Consider the following 26,421-nt stretch of genomic DNA (forward strand, 5'->3'; position numbering starts at 1 on the left):
GCGTTGTTTTTCCAGATCCAGGTGCTGCAACAATATGCACCTTCCCATCACTTTTATATTCTACAAAACGGTCCAATACTCTTCTTTGATAAGAACGCCACTCACCTTGAAAACGCAATATATGATCATATAGCATAATATCATCCTCCATGACTAACTTCATCATATCATAACAAGAAACATTAATAAAGAATTCAAAAACTCATCCATTAAAACTTATTCCAATCAGTTTCATTTGCTGATAAAAAAAGCAACTCAATATACATAATCAATGTAAGATTGAGTTAACTTTCGTAATGTCTTTTCACAATCATTGTTTTCAATTATATGAAATCTCTAAAAGAAATAATTTGAATATCTTGTTGCTGTAACCATTGTTTTAAGGATGGGCTTGTGACTAATGCATAATCTTTTAAGCGTTCATCAATCATTGATGATGTCATATAAAGATCATAATCAATAAACCCAGGATGTGTCACAAGAAGATTGAAACCATCTTTCATTTCATATTCCCCATTGATAAACATATTTTCAAAATGATCATCGTGATGCTGATAATATTCATACTGTTTCATTGATTGCTCATGAATGGAGTGGTCAAAGCATTTATCATATATGCATACTGGAACATGATATTCTTTATAAATTCGTAAGATTGGATGAATGAGTTCAGGTACTTCTAAGACATGAAAATCAATATATTCAGGTATGTCTCCAACCCATTCAATGTATCTTTCGATTTGATATTTAGCTTCTAAGTATGCTTCATCTTCATTAAATAATGTTTCTCCTTTAGCAAGTTGTTCTCTTCTTAAACGACTTGAAATAAAAATACCATTTTCATCAACTAATGTTGGAATTTGATCAATTGGTGCTAAAGCTTTACCATTGGTCACATTCACGTGCAACCCTAAACAAAGTCCTTTATGTTTTTTGGCAAGCAATATCGCTTCTTTAGCATAAGGCATATTAATCATAACTGCCATACTATTCACTATTCCTTTTTCATAAGCCGATATCATTCCTAATGTGACACCTTCACTATATCCTAAATCATCACCACGTATTAATAACTTTTTCATATCATACCTCAATTCTTTCTTATCATTGACTTTGGCTATCCATTTTGATGACCATATTTTTATTGAATTGAACAAGATAGAGATTACGATTTTGATCTTCAAATGTTATATAATCTCCTGTATCATAACCACTCATATCAGTTGTTGTTTTGAGAATAACATCTTGTTCCAGAAATGTTTTTGCAAATAATTTGACAAGAGATTTGGCTTCATCTTCATTAATATGTTTTTCATTCATACTCTCTACAAAACCATATTCTTTGCTGACATATTGAATAAGCTGATCTCCTTTATACGTAAAATCTAATCTTAAAGTTGGATTCTGAGCATCATTACCGAGGAGAAGCGTATCATCAATTTGAGTACAAACACCCTTATCTTCAAGTTCCTCATAAATAGAATAAGGCATTGTCATTTTTATTTTTTGTATGAGCTTAGCTGGTAGTATTTGTGTGTTTTCTATTTGATTGATATTTTTTTGTTGAGTACATCCCCATAACATATCATCATTAATATAAAAATAATCTTTTTCATAATTTCTTTAATCTACTTTCTTCATGCTACGACTCGCAATGATATCAATACCTAATCCAAAAATATCTTTCATAATGATATCTTTTTCATAAATAGGAGCAGTCACAGCAACTTCTTTAAGTAATTTCATAGTTTCTTCTATTTTATCTAATGGTATCGGAGCAGAAGATATAACTGGTAACTGATGATAAAGAGCATTTTTAATAACAACTGTTGTTGTAAGCATTCTCGTTGGATTGGTTAATTCCGCAATAGCATATTGTTTTCCTCTTGGACAAGTATTACCAGTCACTTCTATGTCATCACCATCTTGTCGTATAGTTAAATGACACCCTATAGGACAAGTGATACATATCATTTCTTTCAACATTCTCTCACTTCCCATTCTATATCCTGATGAATTTGTTTTAAATCAGCAACTCTTAAAATAACCTTTTCCATTTCAGCTGGTGCAACACTACGTTTTTTAACAATCTTTTGAAAATCACCACTTTTTATGATAATTTGACAATCTTTATGAGGAGCTTGCACTCTCAATGAACATTCAATATCAGCTTGCGCGTTTTCATGAATAACTTGGGGAAGAACATAAGAAATACCATTGTTTGCGATTTGATTGATAAGATGACCATCTCCCGTTTGACCTTGAATATATTTCACTGCCCAATAACCTGCCTTATTGGCCTCAGAAGTGACAAAATCAACAAGATCATGAACGTGTAAAACATTACCACAAGCAAAAATACCAGGTATTGAGGTCATATAACATTCATCAACAATGGCTCCCTTCGTTTGAGAATGAAGTTTAATACCAGCATCTTCACTTAATTTATTTTCAGGAATCAAACCAACTGATAGCAATAAAGTATCAACCTCAAATTCCATTTCTGTATCTGGTATGACTTGACGATTTTCATCCACTTGAGAAATAACAATCTTTTCAAGATTATCTTTTCCAATTATTTTTGTAATTGTATGACTCAAATAAAGAGGAATATCAAAATCTTCAAGACATTGTTTAATATTACGTGCGAGTCCATTTGAATATGGCATTAATTCAGCAACTCCTAAGACTTTCGCTCCCTCAAGCGTCATTCTTCTAGCCATTATTAAGCCAATATCACCACTGCCTAAAATAAAGACTCTCTTTCCAACCAAATAACCATCAAGATTTAAAAATTTCTGTGCTTGTCCTGCATTATAAATCCCATTGGGACGTGTTCCTTTAATATCAATAGCCCCTCTTGTTCTTTCCCGACAGCCCATAGCTAAAATAATAGCCTTTGCGTGAATCTCAAGATAGCCTTTTTTTGGTGAAACAACAGTAAGCGTTTTATCATTTCTCATTTCAATGACTGTACTTTCTAACCAAATATCAATATCAGGATTATTTTCAACACGATCAATAAAACGTTGAGCATATCCTGGACCACTCAATTCTTCTTTAAAAGTATGAAGCCCAAATCCATTATGAATACATTGCTGTAAAATACCTCCACATTCAACACCCTGCTCAATAATTAATATATCATGACAGCCGTTTTGACTGGCTTGATAAGCAGCTGCAAGGCCTGCACTTCCTCCACCTATAATAACGATATCATGTGTTTCCATCAAAGTGCCTCCTTTGCCTTGGCAGGTAATATTTCTGTATGCTTCCCTTTGTATTCAATGCTTTGTTTATCTTTATGAAGTTCCCTTGCTAGAATTGCTAAAACTTCTGGTGAACAGAATCCTCCTTGACATCCACCCATGCCTGGACGACAACGTTTTTTCACACCATCAATTGTTGTCGCTCCGGCGTAACGATGAATCACATCTATGATTTCTCCTTCACTAATTTGTTCACAACGACAAATGATTTTTCCAAAACGGGAATCTTTTTGAATCAGTTGATTTCGTTCTTTATGAGAAAGATGTGCGCAGACAATATCTGGTCGACGTTTCTGATAAGACTCCTTTTTAATAAGTTGGAATTTCTGAGCAACAAACGTATCCTTTATATATTTGGCAATCGCTGGAGAAGCCGTTAATCCTGGTGATTCAATGCAAGAAACATGTATAAAGTTTGAATGATTTTCATCTTCTTCAATCACAAAATCTCCTGTATTACCAGTTGGACGTAAGCCTGAAAATGTTCTAATGATTTTTTGAAACGGAATATCTTTGACAGTCTTGATAACATTCTTTTTCACTTCATTTAATGCATCTGTTGTTGATACATCTTCTTTATCAGATATCGGTTCACTATTTGGTCCTAACAAAACATTTCCATGAATAGTCGGAACAACCAAAACCCCTTTTCCTCGAGATGAAGGAACAGGATAAATAATATGATTCACTATTGGTTCTGTCAGTTTCCCTAAAATATAATATTCTCCACGCCGAGGTGTTATCTGATAAGCAACATCTTCTAAATAACCTGCAATGGTATCGGCATATACACCTGCTGCATTGATGACCATTTTCGCATCAAAGGATTCATAAATTGTAAAAATACGATATCCATCTTTAATATGCTTAATTCCTTTAACTTCATGATTCAAATAAAGTGCTACACCATTTTCCATTGCTTCTTCCATTGCTGCAATCGTGACTTTCCATGGTGTAATAATTCCTGTTGTTGGAAGTGATAATGCTTCTGTAACTCCATCACCAATATGTGGTTCCTCAGCTAAAATATCTTCACGATTTAATCTTGCATAAGGAATTCGTCGCTCTTTTGCCTGCTGTTCAAGACGATCTAATGTGAGTGATTCTTCTTGACTAGTCGAGACAACAAAAGCACCAATTTGTTGATAATCAACTTGTAACTCTTTACATAAATCTGGGAACATACGATTTCCTTCTAAATTAAAACGAGCCTTTAATGTATTAGGTTTTGGATCATGTCCAGAATGGACAATAGCACTATTCGCACCCGTTGATTCCAAAGCAACATCATTATTTTTTTCTAAAACAGCAACATCTAATTGATATTTTGATAACTCATAAGCCATTAAACTTCCTGTTATACCGCATCCAATAATAACAATATCTTTCACATTAGTCCTCCTCAAAAGCCTGACAGCTCTTTACTGCTTTTTGCCAGCGACGATACATATCATGAGATTGTTCTTCGTCTATAACGGGTTCATACGTAGCGAGTACTTCTGCTTGAAAATCATTCATCGTCCAATATCCAACTGCTAAACCAGCCAAACGGGCTGCTCCTAAAGCTGTTGTTTCATTCACCTTTAAACGAGTCACAGGAATTTGTAAGATATCACTTTGACATTGTAGTAGAAATTTATTCTCAGTTGCTCCACCATCAACATATAACTCTTCTATATTTAAGTTAGTATCCTGCTGCATGGCTAGAACCAAATCTTTACTTTGATAACACATGGCTTCTAAAGCTGCTCTTGCTATATGTTCCTTTGTCGTTCCACGTGTAATCCCAACAATTGATCCTCTCGCTTGATTATCCCAGTATGGTGCACCTAAACCTGTAAATGCAGGCACAATCACAACACCATTTGTATCTTGAACAGAAAAAGCCATAGTTTCTGTTTCATTCGCATTATGAATAATCTGTAAACCATCTCGTAACCATTGTATTAAACTCCCTGAAACAAAGATACTCCCTTCAATTGCATATGATGTTTTTCCATTTAATTTCCATGCTATTGTTGTTAATAAGCCATGCTCTGATAAAACTGCCTGTTCCCCAGTATTCATTAATAGAAAGCCACCTGTTCCATAAGTGTTTTTCATCTTCCCTTCTTCAAAACAATTTTGACCAAATAGTGCCGCTTGCTGATCACCAATCATAGCAGCAATTGGGACTTCCTGATTATAGAAATGATATGGTGCACTATGACAATAAATTTCACTTGAAGAAACAACTTCTGGCAACATACTTTCTGGAATGCCAAATAATTCTAATAATTCCTGGTCCCAGCATTGTTCATAAATATTATAAAGTAACGTCCTTGAAGCATTTGTCACATCTGTAATATGTCTTTTCCCACCACTAAGTTTATAAACCAGCCATGAGTCAATCGTTCCAAACATTAATTCTCCGTTTAATGCCTTCTCTTTAATTCCTGCTACATTTTCAAACAACCAAACAAGTTTTGTTGCTGAAAAATACGGATCTAATAGCAAACCTGTTTTCCGACGAATCATCTCTTCATAACCAGCATCTTTGAAGCGTTGACAAATTTCATCACTTTGGCGAGATTGCCATACAATAGCGTGATAAACAGGAATCCCAGTATTTCTGTCCCAAACAACAGTTGTTTCTCTTTGATTAGTAATTCCAATTCCTGCGACTTGTTCTGGCTTGATTCCAGACATCTGAACTGTTTCTGTCATGACTGCTAATGTAGACAACCAAATTTCATTCGCATCATGTTCTACCCAGCCTGGGTGCGGAAAATATTGTTTGAATTCCTTTTGAGCTGACATCACAACCTTGGAATCATGATTATATAAAATTGTTCTTGTGCTTGTTGTTCCCTGATCAATTGCAAGGATATATTTTTTCATATACTTCACCTACCTTAATTTAATTAAATCATAAATAACAACCTTAAACAATCAAAAGACATACTCTATCTCAAGAAAAAAGTTAAATAACAATCGTTATTTAACCTTATTCTACAATCAATTCTTCAATAATAGGATGAAAACAATCTCTATCACTTATTTGATTGATACCACATAATTGTCTACCAGCATCTTTACCAGAAGCATCACAATGATATATTTTTTCATTTTCTGTTTTATAATCTATAATCATATATCTATCATGTGACACTCCATTATGTTTTAATTTTAATGATGGGTATTCATTTTGAAAATCCCTAGTTTCTTTTTTCCTAAATTTTCACTAAATAAAACCACCTCAATATCCTTTCTTTTACACTTCAAGTAACTTAATGTATCAATATTCATATAATTAATTATCAATCATATATATACTTTGATTTGCATGTCTATAAATACAGCAATACACTTCATCCGCTTCAAGTTTTTGTCCATTTAAGATTATAATTTCTTTAATTTTGTTTTCATCAACAAAAGAATTCATGACCTTTTCAAAATCTTCTTTTGTAGCCATTTGATTCTTTAATTCTAAAATATCGTTATCATGTTTATAGAGTTTCTTATAGATTGTTAATACCTCACCATCAGTTAAACATAATTGATTATTAATAAGATAATGCCTCATTTCTTTAAATGCTCTTATAATATTAATATTCTGTTGAATAGCAATTTCTCCTCTTAGTACAGATGAAAGCATGTATATTCCTTGTTCAGTAAATGCATATGGAAGGTATCTTCTTCCACCAATTTCGCTTGAGGTGTCATTTTGGTGCCTCAAAACATTCGTATATTCCTCATTAGTAATCTAAAACATAAAATCTTCAGGAAATCTTTCTATGTGTCTTTTAACTTGTCTATTAAATTGTTTAACTTCATATCCATATAACATTGCTAAATCAGAGTCTAACATCACTTGTTGTCTTTGTATTTCATATATTAAATCCTTAACTTCTGCTTGTATTAAATTCTTTATAAGAGTTTTGTCCATATTTTCATCCTTTCCATATAACGCTTTGTCAATTTTCATGAATCAACTCAACCGTCTTTAAAACATATAATGTACTGAGCAATTTATTTTATTAATAAAATAAGAGATTTACTTCTCAATTGCACAAAACAATAGAAAAAGAAATCTCCTTAAATCTATAGAAAGAACTTTTAAATACATTTAAAAAAAACAACTTGACATCTGGACTTAATGGATAATTCTCTAAGGTATTACAAACAATAATCTGATTCATAATTGGATACATAGAATTTTCTAATTGATGAAATGATTTCACATCTGAAAGATGAAAAGAAACTCCTTGCTTAATGTCAATAAGTGATAATTGTCCATCATATAATAGGACAAGATCTATTTCATTTTGATTTACATCTCGATAATAATATGCATGAAATGCTAGCTTATTGTTAATGAATGATTTTCTAATTTCATTCATGATAAAGTTCTCATTGAAAGCACCAGAAAAGTTTGAGATAAGAAGTATCTCACTTTGATTCAATCTTGCTAAATAAGCAGCCAATCCAGTATCAGAAAAATATATTTTAGGTGATTTAATCACTCCCTTAACAATAGAAAGATCATTGTATGGTTGGAGAAAATAAATAATGCCTGTTGCCACTAAAATATATAACCAGTGATTTATTGTTTTATAAGTCACACCTATCTTTCGTCCTAATTCACTTGCATTAATCTGTTGTGATGTAGGAGCTGCAAGATATTGTAAAAAACTATGAAATTTCAATTTGTCTTTTATATTAATAAGTTCACTTATATCTCTATCTATATAAGTATTCATATAGTTTTCATAATAATCACTAGTTACCTTATTCTTTTCTTTGTATAACTCTGGATACATGCCTTTCACAATATATTGAAATAATTCCTTAGCTTCTATTCCTTCTCTATTATTAAATTTCTTGATTCGTTGAGAATTTAGAATAAAAGGTTGACTTTCATATCCCAAAATCTCAGCAAGACTCAGTGGTAACATCTCCATAACACTCACTCAACCTACCAGTGATTGAGTGACATTATTCATGAGATGAAAAGCATGTGACCCAGTGAGAATAAACATTCCATTTGCTGATCCCTCTTTAAGTCTTTTCATATTTACAATTTCTTCTATGACTTCAAACAATATGGGTGCATATTGTACCACATCAATAATAAGTGGTTTATGAAATTGTTGAAGAAAATACTTAGGATCACGGATTGCGATTTGTCTTTGTTCTATATTATCTAATGAGACATAATCAAAACCTCTTTCCTTAACATACCCATAAGCCAATGTTGATTTTCCAACTTGTCTTGCTTTATACATAGAAAAAATATTTATTATTTAATTTATTGCTTATATTTGACTATTTAAATATGTAATAATAATGCAAAATACTACACAATATAAGTTAAAATAATAAATCACTGAATAATATTAAAGACAAAATGATAAGAAAAACATCCCCATTTAGTTTTGGAGATGTTCTTTCATTATTTCAATTTTAAATCAGCTAGAATATCAGCTAAACCAATATAAGATGCTGGTGTCATATTCACAAGTGTTGCACGATCCTCATCAGATAAAATATCTAATCCTTCTGCAAACTTAATAATATCTTCTTTGGAAATACTCTTTCCTCTTGTTAAGGCTTTTAAAGTATCATAAGCATCTGGTACACCATATTTTCTTAACATTGTTTGAATAGGTTCTGCTAAAACTTCCCACTTTTCATTTAAGTCAGCAGCAAGTTTATCTTTGTTCACAACACATTTTGCTAAACCATTCATCGTTTCATTAATAGCCTGTAAAGAATATCCAACTGCTAATCCTAAGTTTCTTTGTGATGAAGAGTCAGATAAGTCTCTTTGCATACGAGATTTAGGAAGCTTATTAGATAAAGCGACACAGATATTATTTGACATATCAATATTTGCTTCACTATTCTCAAAACGAATTGGATTGACTTTATGAGGCATTGTACTACTTCCAACTTCACCCTTCACAGGAATTTGTTTGAAGTATTCCATAGAAATGTATAACCACATATCTACATCAAAATCAACCAATACATTATTGAAATGACGAATACCATCAAGAATATGACATGTATAATCATGACTTTCAATTTGAGTTGTGAGTGGATTAAAAGTTAATCCTAGATAGTCTTCAACAAATTTTTTAGCCATAACTTGCCAGTCAACATTAGGAAAAGCAGTTAAAATAGCACTATAGTTTCCAGTTGCTCCATTGAATTTTGCTTTAATTTGAATATTTTCAATATTTTCAATACTAGATAAGAAACGATAAGCATAAACTTTAAATTCCTTACCAATTGTTGTTGGAGTTGCTGGTTGTCCATGTGTATGAGCTAACATGGCATCATCTTTATGTTCAACAGCCCATTGATTAATGATATTAGCAAATTCTTTGGCTTTTGGTAACCATACATCTTTTAAGCCATATTTTAACATACAAGCATAAGATGTATTATTGATATCCTCTGAAGTACATCCAATATGAACAAAACTGATTAAATAATCATAACCCATATCTTTTAATGTATTTCCAATGAAATATTCTACAGCTTTGACATCATGTCTTGTTGTTGCTTCAATCTCTTTAATTTTAGCAAATGAATCAGCATTGAAATCATTAGAAATAGATTCAATTTTATTCATATCTGCTTTATTAAACTTTGCTAAAATATCATTTTTAACATTCTCAATTAAGAACTTTAACCATTGAATTTCAACAAACACTCTATATTTCACTAAAGCATATTCTGAAAAATATTCACCTAATGCATCTTTAATTCCAGAATAGCGTCCATCTAATGGACAAAGTGTCATACTTTCAAACTCTTGTCTTTCCATCTATTTACCACCTTTAAAATAATTTACACCAGCTTCAAATAACTTCTGATCCATTTCACCATAGATATTTTTATTTCTATTTTCACCTTGACGTTCACTATGTGCCATTTTCCCAAGTACGCGTCCATCAGCAGATAAAATACCTTCAATAGCCATCATTGATCCATTTGGATTGTATGGTGATTGCATTGTTGGCTGTCCTTGTGAATCAACATATTGCGTAAAGACTTGTCCATTTTCAAATAATTTTTCAATCACTTCTACAGGTGCAACAAAACGTCCTTCACCATGACTAATAGGTACTGTATGAATATCTCCTACATTGACATTTGCTAACCAAGGTGACTTCACAGAAGCAATTCTTGTATCCACCATTTGTGATAAGTGACGTCCAATTGTATTAAATGTTAATGTCGGATCATCTTTATCCATCTCTTTAATATGTCCATAAGGAAGTAATCCTAACTTCACTAATGCCTGGAATCCATTACAAATACCAATCATTAAACCTTCACGATTATCTAATAAATCTGTAATAGCATCTTTTAATTTTGGATTTCTTAAAACTGTCGCAATAAACTTACCTGAACCTTCTGGTTCATCACCAGCACTGAATCCACCTGGCAACATCATAATTTGTGCATTTTTAATAGCTGCTTCTAATTCATCAACAGACTTCTTAATATCTTCTTCTGTTTTATTTCTAATTAAAACAAGTTGAACTTTTGCACCAGCTTTTTCAAAAGCACGCTTTGAGTCATATTCACAGTTTGTTCCTGGAAAAACAGGAATCACAACATTGACTTCATCATATGTTTTTGATGCATGTAATGGTGTTCTTTCATCACAATCTTTGACAATCATTTCAGTTGTTTGAGCTTTTTCAGTTGTTGGATAAACATCATCAAGAACAGATGCATAAACTGCATAAGCATCATCTAATGCGAATGATTCTCCACAATATGATACTTTATTGGTATCATTTGTATGACCAATAATTCTTGTATTTTCAAAATTCACAACATTATCATTATCAACTTCCAAAATAATATTTCCATAATCTTTAGTCATCAATGATTCTAATGCAATATCAGCAAGTTCTACTCCAATCACATTCCCAAATGCCATCTTATAAATTGCTTCAATCACACCACCATCTTTAACTGTATATGCACTATAAACTTGACCATCTTTCATCAATTTCATCACAGCATCATATTGCGCTTTTAAAGCATCAAAATCATAAACATGGAAAGCATCTTTTGGTAACATCACTTCTACTAAAGTATGTCCTGGTGCTTTTAATTCAGGAGTCATCACATTTTTGACATCTCCACCTGTAATCGCAAATGATACCAATGTTGGTGGGACATCTAAGTCTTCAAATGTTCCTGACATAGAATCTTTTCCACCTATAGAGGCCAACTTCATTTCAGATTGTACACGATATGCTCCTAATAATGCAGCCAATGGTTTGCCCCATTTGCTTGGAACATCTAATAATTTTTCAAAATATTCTTGGAATGAGAAACGAATTGTATGATAATCCCCACCCATTGCAACGATCTTTGCGATTGATTCAACAATCGCATACATAGCACCATGATATGGTGACCATTTAGAGATCACTGGATTATATCCATAACTCATTAATGAACAAGTGGTTGTTTCTTTTCCTAAAACAGGAATTAACGCTGCCATTCCTTCTGTTTCTGTTCTTAATGTTTTGCCACCAAATGGTGATAAAACTGTTCCATTTCCAATTGAAGAATCGAATCTTTCAATCAAACCTTTTTGTCCACAAACAGATAAACGACTTAATACTTCTTTTGAAGTTTCAACAAATGAATTTTGTTTCACTGCATCAAAAGGTGTTTTCTCAAAATCAGGTAATTCAACTTTAACACTTTGATAACGAGCAGCCCCATTCTTATCTAAGAAGGCTCTGTCAATATCAACAATTGTTTGTCCCATATAATACATTGTTAAACGATTATTATCAGTGACAGTTGCCACACGAACAACTTCTAAGTTTTCATCATAACAAGCTTGCTTAATCATATCTTCATCTTTTTGATCAATGACAATAGCCATACGTTCCTGTGATTCTGAAATCGCAAGTTCTGTTCCTGTTAAACCTTCATATTTCTTTAAGACTGCATCTAAATTGATATTTAAACCAGGTGCCAATTCACCAACAGCAACGCAAACACCACCTGCTCCAAAGTCATTACAACGTACAATTTTTTCTGAAACTGCTTTGTTTCTAAATAATCTTTGAATCTTTCTTTCTTCAACAGGATTTCCTTTTTGAACTTCAGCACCAGCTGTTGTTGTGGTTTTTAATTCATGTTTCTTAGAAGAACCTGTTGCTCCTCCAATACCATCACGACCAGTTCTTCCACCAATTAATAAGACAATATGATCTTTTAATGGTTCTAAACGTTTAACTTGATCTTTTGGTGCAGCTGCGACAACAGCTCCAAGTTCCATACGTTTTGCAACAAAGCCATCATCATAAACTTCATGCACAAACCCAGTTGTTAAACCAATTTGGTTCCCATAACTTGAGAATCCATGAGCTGCTTCTGTACAGATTTTTCTTTGAGGGAGTTTCCCTGGCATTGTTTCATCTAATGAAAGTCTTGGATCACCTGCTCCAGTAATACGCATTGACTGATAAACATAAGCACGTCCTGATAATGGATCACGGATAGCTCCACCTAAACATGTTGCTGCTCCACCAAATGGTTCGATTTCAGTTGGATGGTTATGTGTTTCATTTTTAAACATCAATAACCAATCTTCATCACCATCAGATGTATGAACTGTTAATTCTACTGAACAGGCATTGATTTCTTCAGAGACTTCTAAATCATCTAAATAACCTGTTTTTCTTAATTCTTTCATTGAAATGGTCGCTAAGTCCATTAATGTTAATGGACGTTTTGTATCTACACCATAAACCACATGTCTCGATGTTTTATAATCTTCAACATCTTTTTCTAAGATTTCTTTGAATGCTCCTGATTCAATATCTAAGTCTGTAATAATTGTCGCAAAGGTTGTATGACGACAATGATCAGACCAATATGTATCTAAAACCTTTAATTCAGTTTCTGTAGGATCTCTTTTTTCTTCATTCTTGTAATAATCTTGAGTGACTTTTAAATCATCAAAGTTCATAGCCATTCCATTATCTTTAATATATTGATTTAATTCATCATCTGTATAATTGATAAATCCTGTGATAACAGGAACTGCATCAATATGCACATCAGCATCACTTAAATCTTCAACTTTATCTAAAGACGCTAGTCTTTGATCAACTGGATTGATCATATATTTTTGAATACGTGCAACATCTTCATCAGATAATTCACCCACTAAGACAATTAATTTTGCACACTTGACTTTGACATTCTTTTCACCAGTTAATAATTGGAAGCATTGTTCACAAGCATCTGCTCTTTGATCATATTGACCAGGCAAAAACTCAATCGCAAAGACTTTTGCACCAACACTTGCTGGATAGTCTTCTTTGTAAACATCATCAACCATTGGTTCACTTAAAATTGTTGGAATTCCTTGATTTAAGACATCTTCGTTGACACCTTGAACATCATAGCGATTGACAATGCTTAAAGATGTTATATTCTCAATTTTTAATTGTGTCTTTAAGTCATTTAATAATTCATCTGCCTCAACAGCATAATCTTTTCTTTTTTCTACATATATTCGATAGACTTTACTCATCTTTTCACCTCATTAATTTAGACCAATGTCTTTACGATAATATTTACCTTCAAAATCAATCACTTCAGCAGCTTTATAAACTTTCTCTCTTGTTTCATCAAGATTTTTACCAAAAGCACAAATATTTAAAACACGACCACCACTTGTGACAATCTCACCTTGATCATTTTTAGCTGTTCCCGCATGGAAAACAATTATATCATCATCAACTTTATCTAATCCTGTAATGACTTTTCCTTTTTCATAGCTGCCAGGATATCCACCACTAGCAAGAACTAAACAAGCCACATGTTCAGCTTTCCACTTCACATCCACTTGATCTAATGAATGCGTACTCACTGCATACATAATATCAAATAAATCAGTATCTAAACGCAATAAGATTGATTGTGTTTCAGGATCTCCAAAACGAACATTAAATTCTAAAACTTTAGCTTGATTGTTTTCAATCATTAAGCCAATGAAAACAACTCCACGATAATCCATATGATCAGCTTTTAAGCCAGCCATAAATGGGTTTAAGATATCTTTTTGGAAAACTTCATCCATACCTTCTGGTAAGAATGGATTGGGTGAAACAGTTCCCATACCACCAGTATTCGGTCCTTGATTGCCATCATAAACTTGCTTATGGTCTTTGGCACTGACCATTGGAACAATTGTTTTTCCATCAGTAAAGCAAAGTAATGAACATTCAAATCCTGTTAAGAATTCTTCTAGCACGACTTTACTTCCTGCACCATCTAATGCCCCATCAATCATCATATCTTTCAAAGTTTCAACAGCCATTTCTTCATCTTCACAAATGACAACACCTTTCCCAGCTGCTAAACCATCTGCCTTGACAACAACTGGATATGTAAATGATGATAATGCTGCAATAGCTTCATCATAAGAATTGACTTCTCGATAAGTGGCCGTAGGAATATGATGTCTTGCCATGAAATCTTTAGAAAAAGCTTTACTTCCTTCTAATGTAGCTGCATGTTTGGTTGGTCCAAACACTTTATGACCATGACTTTCTAATAAATCTGCCAATCCCATGCATAATGGCACTTCTGGTCCTATCACTGTAAAATCAATCTGATTTTTTTCAATAAAAGATAAAATACCATCTAAGTCCTCTACACTCCCTGGATGACAAGTCCCTATTTCAGCAATCCCAGGATTACCCGGAATAGCATGTATTTCATCAACTTTAGGACTTCTCTTTAATGCATAAGCAATCGCATGTTCACGACCACCACTACCAATAATTAAAACCTTCATGGTTTCCTCCTTAATGTCTAAAATGTCTATATCCTGTAAAGACCATTGGAACATTGTGTTCATTACATAAATCAATAGAATCCTGGTCTCTCACACTACCACCTGGTTGAACGATTGCAGTCATACCTGCATCAATCGCAACTTGAGCACAGTCATTAAATGGGAAGAATGCATCACTTGCTAAAACAGCCCCATGAAAATCCTTATCTGGATTATTAGCAATCGCATTTTCTAATGCCCAGATACGTGAAGTTTGTCCTCCACCAATAGCTAAAGTCACACCATCTTTCACAATACAAATCGCATTTGATTTGACATATTTCACAACTTTCATACCAAATTCCATATCTGAAATTTGTGTTTCAGTAGGTGTAGCAGTTGTGACAACTTTCATTTCATCTATCATCTTTGTATTTAATTCTTGAACCAATACTTTTCCTTCAAGATATTTAATATCATATTTCGCATCTCTAGCATTTAAGTTCTTTAATTTTAAAATACGTAAGTTTTTCTTTTTCTTTAAGACTTCTAAAGCATCATCATCATAATCTGGTGCTGCCACGATTTCTAAGAAAATCTTATGCATTTCTTCAGCTGTTGCTTTGTCAATTTTATAGTTTACTGCCACAATGCCACCAAAGATTGATTGTGGATCAGCTTCATAAGCTTTCATATAAGATTCATAACCAGTACTTGCAACAGCGACACCGCAAGGTGTTGAGTGTTTAATCGCAGCAGTGACAATTTGATCACCAAATTCTCTAACAACTGCAACCGCACCATATAAATCATTGACATTATTAAATGAAATTTCTTTGCCATGTAATTGTTCATAATCTAATAATGATTTTTGAACAAATGGATCTTCATATTTATTCGCTGCCTGCTGAGAGTTTTCTCCATAACGTAAATGTTCTACTTTCTTTAAAGAAATATTTAAAGTATCTGGGAAGTCATCACCTACAACACCTGCAAAGTAACGAGAAATCATTGCATCATAAGCACCAGTTGTACTAAATGCTTTATATGCTAAATTTAATCTGAAATCATAATCATCTGTTTTATTTTCAATTGCCTCTAAAACGTTATTATAATCAGCAGGATCAGTAACAATTAAAACATCCTTAAAATTCTTAGCAGCACTTCTAATCATTGAAGGTCCACCAATATCAATATTTTCAATCATATCAGCCATTGGTTTACCATCTTTTAATGCTTTTTCAAATTCATATAAATTCACACATACTAAATCAATTGGAGCAATTCCATGTTCTTCAACTGTTTTGACATGTTCAGGTAAATCCCTTCTAAATAACAAACCACCATGAACTTTTGGATGTAATGTTTTCACACGACCATCTAACATTTCTGGAAATCCAGTGACATCATCAATAGTGATAGCTTTAATTCCGGCTTCTTTAAGCTTGTTATAAGTTCCACCTGTAGAAACAATTTCAAAACCTAGTTTCTCTAATCCTTTACAAAAATCAACAACACCATCTTTATTTGTGACACTGACTAATGCTCTTTTCATAATATTTCAACCCTTTCATTTTCAACTTTTAAACGACCATCACAGAATAATTTCACTGCTTCTGGCAATATGCGATGTTCAATGGTTAAAACCATTTGCTGTATGTCCTCTGGAGACTTAGCTGATGAAACATCCAGCGCTTCCTGAAGAATAATTGGTCCTCCATCAACAACTGGTGAAACAAAGTGAACAGTTGCACCACTTACTTTGACTCCTCTTGCAAAAGCATGTTCATGCACATGAATTCCATAGAACCCCGGTCCACAAAATGAAGGAATCAATGATGGATGGATATTGATAATTTTATTGTGATACAGAGTGGTTAACTCATCACTTAATATTGCAAGATATCCTGCTAAAACAATGAAATCAACGCCTTCTTCTTTTAAACGTTGAATTAATAATTGATCATCTTTGATACATTCTGCCTGAATGCCTGCTTTTTTAGCTCTTTCTAACCCATAAGCATTTTTTCTATTAGAAACAACTAAAACAATTTCACCGTTGATGCTACCAGATTTGGTAGCATCAATCAGTGACTGCAGGTTTGTTCCTCCACCAGAAACAAAGACTGCCATTTTTAGCATAATTCGACTCCTTTATCACCAGCTTCAATTTTTCCAACAATATAACATTGATCTCCAGCTTCAGTAATAGCTCTCATTGCTTTATCAACATCATCAGGATTTAAAGCAATAACCATACCTAAGCCCATGTTAAATGTGTTATACATCATTTCTTGAGCAATATTTCCATTTTTCGCAATTAAATCAAAGATGGCTGGTAGTTGATAGCTGTCTTTTTGAATGATTGCTTTCACACCTTCAGGTAACATTCTTGGTACATTTTCATAGAATCCCCCACCTGTGATATGACTACATCCCTTAATACGAATACCTGCTTTTTGAATATTTTTAAGTGCTTTGACATAGATTCTTGTTGGTTCAATTAAGGCTTCACCCAATGTTTTTCCTAATTCATCATAATATGTATCTAAAGATTCTTTTGTCATTTCAAAAACAGAACGAACAAGTGAGAATCCATTACTATGAACACCGCTTGATGCCAATCCTACTAAGACATCACCTGACTGAATTGTTGAACCATCAATAATATCTTTCTTATCAACAACTCCAACTGCAAAACCAGCTAAATCATAATCATCTTCAGGCATTAAACCAGGATGTTCAGCAGTTTCTCCTCCAACAAGGGCACATTCTGATTGTTTACATCCTTCAGCAACTCCACTGACAATTGTTGCGATTTTTTCAGGATAGTTTTTTCCACATGCAATATAGTCTAGAAAAAATAATGGTTCTCCACCAGAACATACAATATCATTGACACACATAGCCACTGCATCAATACCAATCGTATCATGTTTATCCATTAAAAATGCTAATTTGACTTTTGTTCCACAACCATCAGTTCCTGATAAAAGTACAGGTTCTTCCATATTTTTAATAGCACTTAAATCAAATGCACCAGCAAATCCACCAAGTCCACCAAGCACTTCTGGACGCATTGTTTCTTTAACATGTTTTTTCATCAATTCAACAGATTTATATCCTGCTTCAATATCGACTCCAGCCTTTTTATAATCCATCATTAATCTCCTTTTATTTATTTTGCATTCTTGCTAAAACTGCTTTATAAGTTTCAATTAAATCTCCAATATCTTGTCTAAAAACATCTTTATCATATTTTTGGTTTGTATCAACATCCCATAAACGACATGAATCTGGTGAAATTTCATCAGCTAATAAGATTTCTCCATCAGGTGTTTTCCCAAATTCAATTTTGAAATCAACTAATTTTAAATTGAATTTTAAGAAAAATTCTTTCAATAATTCATTAATCTTTAATGTCGTTTCTTTAATATATGCATATTCTTCTCTGGTACATAATTTTAATGCAACAGCATGATCTTCATTAATTAATGGATCACCATAATCATCATTTTTATAACTTAATTCAAAGATTGGTTCATCTAAAACAATACCTTCAGGTGCTCCTAATCTTTTACAGAATGATCCTGTTGTAATATTTCTAATAATGACTTCTAATGGGAAGATTTCTACTTTTTTAACTCTAATATCACGATCATTGATTTTTTCAATCATATGTGTTTTGATACCAGCTTCTTCTAACATATCAAAGATAATACAAGAAATTGTGTTATTTAAAACACCTTTTCCTTCAAATTGGTCATGTTTGACACCATTTCCTGCTGTTGCATCATCTTTGTAATGAATTAAATATTCGTCTTCTTTGTCTGTCTTGTAAACTTGTTTTGCTTTTCCTTCATATAATAATTCTGCCATTTTTCTTTGCCCCTTTTTTATTTATATTTTTCTATCATTTCATCGTTAGCACGCATTGCTTGTGCTTCCATGTCTTTTCGATAAGTCAATAATTTTTGTTTGATTGAATCATGTTTGATAGCCATGATTTGTAATGCTAAGTATGCTGCATTCTTACTTCCATTTATCGCAACTGTTGCGACAGGAATACCAGAAGGCATCTGAACGATTGATAATAATGCATCCATACCATCTAATGTTGCTCCACTCATAGGTACTCCAATAACGGGTAAAACAGTTTGCGATGCAACAACACCAGGTAACGCTGCTGCCATTCCAGCAGCTGTAATAATCACTTCTGTTCCATCTGTTTCTGTCTCTTGAATAAAGGCACTGAGTCCCTCATGTGCACGATGTGCTGACAAACATCTGACACTCACTTCTACACCATACTCTTTTAAAATCCCAATAGCTGGTTCAACTTTTGATAAATCACTTGTTGAACCCATAATAATTGCAACTTTCATCTTTTCCTCGTCCTTTCTTTTTAAACGCCAAAAGAGACATTTGTCTCTTCTAGAATAACCCTACTATTTTTCCTTTTTCATCAATATCCATATTGACTGCAGCTGGAACTTTAGGAAGTCCAGGCATACGCATGATATCACCACTAATAGCTACTAAGAAACCAGCTCCAGTATTTGGAATTAAATCATTGATTTCAACGACAAATCCACTTGGTCTTCCTAATAATGTTGGATCATCTGATAAAGAATATTGTGTTTTCGCAACACAGATTGGTAAATTTCCTAATCCCTGTGCCTCATATTTCTTCATCTTATTGAAAACTTTCTTAGTGAAAGTGACATCATCAGCACCATATATTTCTTTTGCAATTGTCTTGATTTTTTCAGCAATAGATAAATCAAGATCATAGATAGGTGAAAAATGAGCCTCTTTTGTTTCTAAAACTTCTAACAATTTTTCAGCTAGTTCAATTCCACCATCTGCACCCTTGGCCCATACTTTACTAATTGCCACATCTACACCTTTGGCTTGACAGATTTCATTTAATAATTGTAATTCTGCTTCAGTATCAGTTGGGAATGCATTAATCGCAACCACACTAGGGAGGTTGTATTTGGCTATATTTTCAATATGCTTTTCAAGATTTTCAATTCCTTTTCTTAAAGCATCTAAATTTTCTTCACTTAAATCTTTTTTTGCGACACCACCATGCATTTTTAAAGCACGAACAGTCGCAACAATCACTACAGCATCTGGATTCAATCCAGCCTGACGACATTTAATATCTAAGAATTTTTCTGCTCCTAAATCCGCACCAAAACCTGCTTCAGTAATCGCATAATCACCTAATTTCATAGCTAAGTTTGTTGCCATAACAGAGTTACATCCATGTGCAATATTCGCAAATGGTCCACCATGTACAAATACTGGTGTATGATCCAATGTTTGTACTAAATTAGGTTTAATCGCATCCTTTAATAATAATGTGACTGCTCCAGTTGCTTTAATATCATCAACAGTGACAGGTTCACCAGCATGATTATAAGCCACAATCATACGTCCTGCACGCTGCTTTAAATCTTCTAATGAAGTTGCTAAACATAAAATAGCCATGACTTCACTTGCAACACTAATATCAAAACCATCTTCTCTTGGTACACCATTGACTTTTCCACCTAATCCGACAACAATATGTCTTAAAGCACGGTCATTTAGATCTACAACACGTTTCCAAACAATTTGTCTTGTATCTATATCTAATGGATTCCCTTGTTGTATTGAGTTATCAAGCATGGCTGCAATTAAGTTATTGGCAGTTGTAATCGCATGAATATCTCCTGTGAAGTGTAAATTAATATCTTCCATTGGTACAACTTGGGCATAACCTCCACCCGCAGCTCCACCTTTGACACCAAAACAAGGACCTAAACTCGGTTCACGCATAGCGACAACTGATTTTTTCCCTAACTTATTTAAAGCTTGAGATAATCCAATCATTGTTGTTGTTTTTCCTTCTCCTGCAGGCGTTGGATTAATAGCTGTAACAAGAATTAATTTTCCATCTTTGTTATTCTTTAATTTAGTAATTGCTTCTAAAGAAATCTTGGCTTTATATTTTCCATAAAGTTCCAAATCATCTTCATCTAAACCTACTTTTTGTGCAATTTCCTTTATTGGTTTCATTTTAGCACTTTGTGCAATTTCTACATCTGTTAACATCATGACACCTTCCTTTTTAGTTTTTTTATTTAAGGACTTTGACACTTCTTTTATACCATAAATTGATGTTTTTCTCCAGTGATATTAATATCATTTGAAGAAAAACAAAAAAAGAGCGTACTCATCCAGACAATTGCCCAGACGGTCGACTCTTTTCTATTATACTCCATGTGGTTAATTCCACTTCCGCCAGTTGTATAACTACATGAATAATAGCATTTCTTATAGTATTTTTCAACCACTATTCAACAATTTTTTCACCTAATTTTAATAATGATTCATAAAAGACTGAATCGCATCATCAATGATTTCACGATTCATTGCTGAAGTTGGAATAACATCATCATTATCCATAATTAATTCTCCACTTCTAATTAATTCAATATGTTCCATATTAACAAAGTATTGAGGATGCATTTGAAAAAAATGATACTCCAATAACCTTTGTTTTAAAGGAAGATAATTTTCAAAATAGCCTCGATAACGATTATCACTTGTTATGACATTCACAATATCTCCTGTTGACTCAATATATACAATTTCTCCAGGAATAAAATCATGTGTCGTTCCATCTTCTAAATAAAACAAAACATGATAATGCTGTTTTTTATATAAATCAAGTGCCCTATAGAATTCACTCTCCAATAGTTTCTCCTGAGATTTTAATAACATTTGAAACGCAAATGCTCTAAAAGCTTCATGCATATATTCATAATCATCACATACGTAAATAATCTTACAATCCGGACAATTTTTATGAACTGTTCTCCCCAAATCAAATCCACTTTTATTATCTATTACCGGTTCTAAATAAGCAATATCAAAATCATCTGATTGTACTCTAATAGAAATTCCAGATGTACGTGTATAACTTTCAAGATATATTTTCTCATCACATTCAAATGTTTTTATTTTCTTAACAAGATATTTTAGAAATTTTTCATCATCCATACAAATTAGTATTCTCATATTCATTCCCCCAATCATTTTTATTGTACTACATATTTTGACAAAAAAAATGTCACTTTTGCGCCATTTTGTGCACTTTTTACGCCTTTAAGTCTTTTTTTAGCATTTTTCTGTTAATCTTTAGAAGATTTGTTTATGTTAGAAGGAGGAAATTATGAAAAGAAGAAAAGAACTTTGGTCACCATTTTTGACCATAGAAAAAGGTTTATTGATTATTGGAATCTTTATTCTTATACTCATCAGTATGGCTATTGTATATAAAAATTCTATTTACTCATATGATAATTATAGTCAAGTTTATCCTAATGCTGGTTTAGAATTTTTTTATTATCTCTACTGCGTTGGTGTCAATCCATTCTTATTTATTTTATTAATGCTGCTGATTCCTAATTTGATGGCATACGACTTTTTAAATATCCATCAAAATCATGCCACTTATATGATTGAAACAAGAATATCTAAAAAACAATATTATAATAATATTTTTATTAAAAACATTATTATGACAGCAATTATTATCTTTATTATACAAATAGGAATATTATTAACTGTTCATTTCTTTTATGCCCCCATTCATTTTAATAGTATGACCTATCCACAAGATTATTATTCTATGACACAAATCTTTTGCCAAAATGAAATCATAAACCTAATTCTATTTATCGCCTCAACATCAATAGGCTATGCTATTATCTCAAGTCTTATTTTCTCATTACAGATGTTTGTAACAAATAAATATATTTATCGATGTTGTGGTGTCATCTTTGGTATTCTTTTGGTTTTAATTCCCGCCTTAATTCAAGGTTTTCTTCCTATTCCAGATTTTGCTTTTCTTTTACAAATTAATAATGTCGTTGCGATTGGAATGGAAAATGTAAGAGCTAATCCTTTTGGTTTTACAAATCTCTTCTTATATTTTATAAGTAGTTTTATTTATTTACTTATATCACTTGGATGCTTCCATATACTACATAGATGGAGAGAAAAATATGATTAAGAAACTTTATCGATTATTAGATAAACGTTTTGTATTCCTTTTGTTCATTATGTTAATCGCTTCCCCGACTCTTTGTGGACAAAACACATATACAATTTGTTTGATTTATTCGCATTATCTCACTGTTTATATGAACAATATATTCCTACTTATGACTTATCAGTTTGCTTATCGTTTCAATGTGTTTTTTGCACCAATGGTTATTCGAATCGGTGAAAAAGTTGTCTTTACTTGGACATATGTTGCTTTATTCCTTCTAGGATCCATATATACCATCATTATTTATATAAGTTATGCCTTTTTCTTTGGGGCTATACCTCATGATACTTACCAGTTAACTCTTTTATTTATGATTTTTAACTTTATTATAACAGGACTAGAGACAACTATTATATATTTACAAATTGGTCAAAAGAAGAATTTTCTTTATTTAGCTTTACCTGTGTTTATTAATTTCTTATTTCATATTATATTTATTAATTTATCATAAAGGAGAATATTATGTTAGAAATACATGACTTAACAAAATCATTTCATCAACATATTGTATTAAATCATTTAAATTTAAAAATTCAAAAAGGAGATCTTATTTATATTCATGGTATTAACGGTTCAGGAAAATCCACCTTATTTAAACTTATCTGTGATATTTTAAAACCTGATAGTGGAACAATTCAATTATCTGAAGATACTCATATAGGTGCTTTGATTGAAAATCCAGGTTTTTTGGAAAATGAAACACTAAAATTTAATTTAACTTTTTTAGCCTCTTTAAATCAGCATTATGATTCGGAAAAAATAAACAAACTTTGTGAACAGTTTCAACTAGATTATATGAGTCATATTAAATTAAAAAATTATTCTTTAGGGATGAGACAGAAAGCTGGGATTATCCAGGCTATTATGGAAGACCAGAACTTTATTCTTTTAGATGAACCAACAAGAGGATTGGATTATGAGTCAGTAAAAGTCTTTTGTAATATTATTAATCAATTACATTTAGAAGGAAAAACAATTATTATTGCAGCACATGATTATTTGAAAGAAATCCAATATAATCAGATTTACCATTTAGAAAATGGTCAATTCAAACAAGATGAAATGGTTTCAAATAACTAGTCTCTATCTTTGTATATTTCTATTTTTAAAAAATCTCTATGAACCTATATTACCTTCTATCATCTTTCATTATCCTTTTATCGATTTTCGTTATCTTTTATTTATCTGTATTCAAATCTTTTGGTGTTCCATCTTTTATCAAATCGTTTATCAATATATAATTCTTTATGATTTTATGCGTATTCGTCTTTCTTTTACTCAATGTATTCAAATTCTCATCAAACAATTTATCAAATATTCCTTTTTTTACATAATTCTACATTTTTTTCTATTTTTCGTTTTTTTTCAACAAATTCCCTTTTATAGTCTATTTATTAACTTAATAATCCAATGTATTGGTTTTATTTTGGTTTTATTATTTAAAAAAGTTTGGAATTATAGTTATTTCTTTATCATCTTTATCGTTCTTTGCAGTCATTTTATAGTATAATTAATTAAAAGAAAGAGGTATAAAATATGAATAACAATAGTGTAGATAAAGCCAATGATTTATTATATGAAACTTTATTATTATTAGGTAAATTTAATAATGATCAATTAACATTTGATCAAAAACAACAAATTGATGAAGTTATTGATAATTTAGAAGAAGTTAGACATTTATTATATGAATTTAAAAATGAGCTCCATAAAAATGTAGCATAAAGAAAACAAGTTATCTTATGAGATAGCTTGTTTTTTGATTTAAAGAATTAGGATTTGTCAAATATCTTATGAAATATATTTGCTTATTACATTATGCATTTATTCATTATAATATGATAAGGGTATAAAAGTTTTCGAGGATAATATGAATATACATTCTTATTTTTGTCCTTTCTTTATTCTGCCGAAAGGAATCCATTATGCCTAAGATTACGATTTCTTCAACACATGTCTATTATAAAGATTTATATCATGATGATGCATTGACCATCCATTATGATATTGTTCTCTATCATTCTATGCTTCATAAAGCTTATCATAACAATATCATAAATTCCAAACATCTGAAGAATATAGCAACTATTTACCTTGAAGACATGGTATAAGAAAACCATATCAATGGAACAGACTTACAGACAATGAATATTAATCTATAGACAGATCTGTAAAAGCTATAACATTATTCAGAGGACAAGGAAGTAACTGGACTATTGAGATAATAGACCAGTGGACCGATGAAATCATTCCCTTTCTTGTATATATTTATTAATAAAATCAAAAACTGTTTGATAATAAATATCTTCACCTACAGAACAACTATTAGCATGTCCAGCCCCTTCTATAATCAATTTCTCCTTAGGACAGTTTGCTGCCTCATATAACTCATTAAGCATTAAAAAAGGAACAAAGTTATCCTGACTACCATGGATAAATAACATAGGAGTATGACTCTTTTTAACCTGTTCTATTGGCTTAACATCTTCTAAATAATAGCCTGCTCTCATCTTTGTTACAAAGCTCGCCATATGCAATGCTATTTCACTTTCCAAGTCATTCATATTAATATGTGATTTAAAAACATCCCAAACACTTGTATAACCACAGTCTTCTATAATTGCTTTAACCTGATGCGGTATATTCTCACCAGCAACATTCATGACTGTTGCCGCTCCCATTGATACACCATATAAAACAATAGAAGCTTGTTTATCTTTTCCAAGAATATATTCTATCCATTGCATAATATCAAGACGATCATCCCAGCCCATACCAATATAATCCCCTTCACTTTGCCCATGTCCCCTTAAATCTGGAATCAACAAATTATATCCCTGCTTTTTAAAGTTCTTAATTGGGGAGATAATACTTGCACCATCTCCTCGATATCCATGGACCATTATAACATAAACAGAACTTCCTTGGTCAATATAACGTCCATATAGATTAAGATGTTCCTGATTTTCTAAAGAAACATTAACACTATTTTGATTTAACCATTGTCGTGATGCTTGAGCCACTTCATCATTTGTTTCTATCTTTTCTGATATATTATGTTGTGAATAAGGATTTAAAGTATAATCATAAAGATAATTTCCAACATATAATGATACACAACACATCAGCAAAACAAATACTAGGCCTGATATCATTAATATTTTCATTATTTTTTTAATATGAATCACCTCGCTTATCTAACATTCGTTATGCTATAATAT

Annotated in this window: 24 protein-coding genes, 1 pseudogene and 1 riboswitch; of the genes and pseudogenes, 4 read left to right on the forward strand and 21 right to left on the reverse strand. The window is 32.0% G+C overall.

Going from position 1 to position 26,421, the window contains the following annotated elements; translation table 11 throughout:
• Nucleotides 1-323: 323 nt before the first annotated feature.
• The 20 genes and pseudogenes from BN350_RS16820 to BN350_RS16915 all read right to left on the reverse strand — a co-directional run bounded on the left by BN350_RS16820 (nucleotide 324) and on the right by BN350_RS16915 (nucleotide 22,164).
• Nucleotides 324-1,082, reverse strand: coding sequence for a ChbG/HpnK family deacetylase (locus BN350_RS16820; protein ID WP_028044637.1), 759 nt, complete (start codon nucleotides 1,080-1,082; stop codon nucleotides 324-326).
• A 22-nt stretch (nucleotides 1,083-1,104) separates the two neighbouring features.
• Complete coding sequence (locus BN350_RS16825) at nucleotides 1,105-1,584, reverse strand: hypothetical protein (protein WP_028044638.1); 480 nt, start codon at nucleotides 1,582-1,584, stop codon at nucleotides 1,105-1,107.
• Nucleotides 1,585-1,623: 39 nt separating this feature from the next.
• The gene (locus BN350_RS16830; RefSeq protein WP_231385318.1) at nucleotides 1,624-1,986 is read right to left on the reverse strand and encodes a DUF1667 domain-containing protein; all 363 of its coding nucleotides are present in this window, start codon (nucleotides 1,984-1,986) and stop codon (nucleotides 1,624-1,626) included.
• Nucleotides 1,980-3,230 (reverse strand): NAD(P)/FAD-dependent oxidoreductase, encoded by a 1,251-nt coding sequence (locus tag BN350_RS16835; protein ID WP_028044640.1) that lies wholly within the window; start codon nucleotides 3,228-3,230, stop codon nucleotides 1,980-1,982. Before BN350_RS16835 ends, BN350_RS16830 begins: the two co-directional genes overlap by 7 nt.
• Nucleotides 3,230-4,660, reverse strand: coding sequence for an NAD(P)/FAD-dependent oxidoreductase (locus BN350_RS16840; protein WP_028044641.1), 1,431 nt, complete (start codon nucleotides 4,658-4,660; stop codon nucleotides 3,230-3,232). The genes BN350_RS16835 and BN350_RS16840 overlap by 1 nt, the downstream gene beginning before the upstream one ends.
• A gap of 1 nt (nucleotide 4,661) precedes the next feature.
• Entirely contained in the window at nucleotides 4,662-6,149 is a 1,488-nt protein-coding gene (gene glpK / locus BN350_RS16845) for a glycerol kinase GlpK (RefSeq protein ID WP_028044642.1), read from the reverse strand.
• Nucleotides 6,150-6,255: 106 nt separating this feature from the next.
• On the reverse strand, nucleotides 6,256-6,402 hold the full coding sequence (locus BN350_RS21100; RefSeq protein ID WP_187117156.1) for a hypothetical protein: 147 nt from the start codon (nucleotides 6,400-6,402) through the stop codon (nucleotides 6,256-6,258).
• A 159-nt stretch (nucleotides 6,403-6,561) separates the two neighbouring features.
• Nucleotides 6,562-7,236, reverse strand: a pseudogene (locus BN350_RS21745) (ORF6N domain-containing protein).
• Nucleotides 7,237-7,312: 76 nt separating this feature from the next.
• A complete protein-coding gene (locus BN350_RS19680; RefSeq protein WP_231385319.1) occupies nucleotides 7,313-8,212 on the reverse strand; it encodes an ATP-binding protein in 900 nt (299 codons plus the stop codon).
• A gap of 9 nt (nucleotides 8,213-8,221) precedes the next feature.
• A complete protein-coding gene (locus BN350_RS21535; RefSeq protein ID WP_028044643.1) occupies nucleotides 8,222-8,536 on the reverse strand; it encodes an AAA family ATPase in 315 nt (104 codons plus the stop codon).
• 167 nt (nucleotides 8,537-8,703) lie between these two features.
• A complete protein-coding gene (purB, locus tag BN350_RS16870) occupies nucleotides 8,704-10,086 on the reverse strand; it encodes an adenylosuccinate lyase (protein WP_028044644.1) in 1,383 nt (460 codons plus the stop codon).
• Complete coding sequence (locus tag BN350_RS16875; RefSeq protein ID WP_028044645.1) at nucleotides 10,087-13,842, reverse strand: phosphoribosylformylglycinamidine synthase; 3,756 nt, start codon at nucleotides 13,840-13,842, stop codon at nucleotides 10,087-10,089.
• 12 nt (nucleotides 13,843-13,854) lie between these two features.
• Nucleotides 13,855-15,111 carry a phosphoribosylamine--glycine ligase gene (purD, locus tag BN350_RS16880; RefSeq protein ID WP_028044646.1) on the reverse strand — a complete coding sequence of 419 codons (1,257 nt, stop codon included), beginning with the start codon at nucleotides 15,109-15,111 and terminating at the stop codon, nucleotides 13,855-13,857.
• A 10-nt stretch (nucleotides 15,112-15,121) separates the two neighbouring features.
• Nucleotides 15,122-16,645, reverse strand: a complete 1,524-nt coding sequence (gene purH, locus BN350_RS16885; RefSeq protein WP_044600436.1) for a bifunctional phosphoribosylaminoimidazolecarboxamide formyltransferase/IMP cyclohydrolase — start codon at nucleotides 16,643-16,645, stop codon at nucleotides 15,122-15,124.
• Entirely contained in the window at nucleotides 16,642-17,232 is a 591-nt protein-coding gene (purN, locus tag BN350_RS16890) for a phosphoribosylglycinamide formyltransferase (RefSeq protein ID WP_028044648.1), read from the reverse strand. Before purN ends, purH begins: the two co-directional genes overlap by 4 nt.
• The gene (gene purM, locus BN350_RS16895; protein WP_028044649.1) at nucleotides 17,226-18,251 is read right to left on the reverse strand and encodes a phosphoribosylformylglycinamidine cyclo-ligase; all 1,026 of its coding nucleotides are present in this window, start codon (nucleotides 18,249-18,251) and stop codon (nucleotides 17,226-17,228) included. The genes purN and purM overlap by 7 nt, the downstream gene beginning before the upstream one ends.
• Before the next feature lie 13 nt (nucleotides 18,252-18,264).
• Entirely contained in the window at nucleotides 18,265-18,969 is a 705-nt protein-coding gene (purC, locus tag BN350_RS16900) for a phosphoribosylaminoimidazolesuccinocarboxamide synthase (RefSeq protein ID WP_028044650.1), read from the reverse strand.
• Nucleotides 18,970-18,986: 17 nt separating this feature from the next.
• Nucleotides 18,987-19,475, reverse strand: a complete 489-nt coding sequence (gene purE, locus BN350_RS16905; RefSeq protein WP_028044651.1) for a 5-(carboxyamino)imidazole ribonucleotide mutase — start codon at nucleotides 19,473-19,475, stop codon at nucleotides 18,987-18,989.
• Between the two features lie 49 nt (nucleotides 19,476-19,524).
• Nucleotides 19,525-21,195, reverse strand: a complete 1,671-nt coding sequence (locus tag BN350_RS16910) for a formate--tetrahydrofolate ligase (protein ID WP_028044652.1) — start codon at nucleotides 21,193-21,195, stop codon at nucleotides 19,525-19,527.
• Nucleotides 21,196-21,323: 128 nt separating this feature from the next.
• A riboswitch (ZMP/ZTP riboswitch) is annotated at nucleotides 21,324-21,402 on the reverse strand.
• Between the two features lie 60 nt (nucleotides 21,403-21,462).
• A complete protein-coding gene (locus BN350_RS16915) occupies nucleotides 21,463-22,164 on the reverse strand; it encodes a LytR/AlgR family response regulator transcription factor (protein WP_028044653.1) in 702 nt (233 codons plus the stop codon).
• 154 nt (nucleotides 22,165-22,318) lie between these two features.
• Between BN350_RS16915 and BN350_RS16920 the strand changes: the two genes are divergently transcribed.
• The 4 genes from BN350_RS16920 to BN350_RS16935 all read left to right on the forward strand — a co-directional run bounded on the left by BN350_RS16920 (nucleotide 22,319) and on the right by BN350_RS16935 (nucleotide 24,925).
• Entirely contained in the window at nucleotides 22,319-23,161 is an 843-nt protein-coding gene (locus tag BN350_RS16920) for a hypothetical protein (RefSeq protein WP_028044654.1), read from the forward strand.
• Nucleotides 23,154-23,651, forward strand: a complete 498-nt coding sequence (locus BN350_RS16925; protein WP_028044655.1) for a hypothetical protein — start codon at nucleotides 23,154-23,156, stop codon at nucleotides 23,649-23,651. The genes BN350_RS16920 and BN350_RS16925 overlap by 8 nt, the downstream gene beginning before the upstream one ends.
• A gap of 11 nt (nucleotides 23,652-23,662) precedes the next feature.
• On the forward strand, nucleotides 23,663-24,280 hold the full coding sequence (locus BN350_RS16930) for an ATP-binding cassette domain-containing protein (RefSeq protein ID WP_028044656.1): 618 nt from the start codon (nucleotides 23,663-23,665) through the stop codon (nucleotides 24,278-24,280).
• Between the two features lie 456 nt (nucleotides 24,281-24,736).
• Complete coding sequence (locus BN350_RS16935) at nucleotides 24,737-24,925, forward strand: hypothetical protein (RefSeq protein WP_028044657.1); 189 nt, start codon at nucleotides 24,737-24,739, stop codon at nucleotides 24,923-24,925.
• Between the two features lie 521 nt (nucleotides 24,926-25,446).
• On the opposite strand, the gene BN350_RS16945 is transcribed toward BN350_RS16935, so the two are convergent.
• Entirely contained in the window at nucleotides 25,447-26,355 is a 909-nt protein-coding gene (locus tag BN350_RS16945; protein ID WP_231385320.1) for an alpha/beta hydrolase, read from the reverse strand.
• Nucleotides 26,356-26,421: the final 66 nt, after the last annotated feature.

It is taken from the genome of Candidatus Stoquefichus massiliensis AP9, from assembly GCF_000455285.1.
GTDB lineage: Bacteria > Bacillota_I > Bacilli_A > Erysipelotrichales > Coprobacillaceae > Stoquefichus > Stoquefichus massiliensis.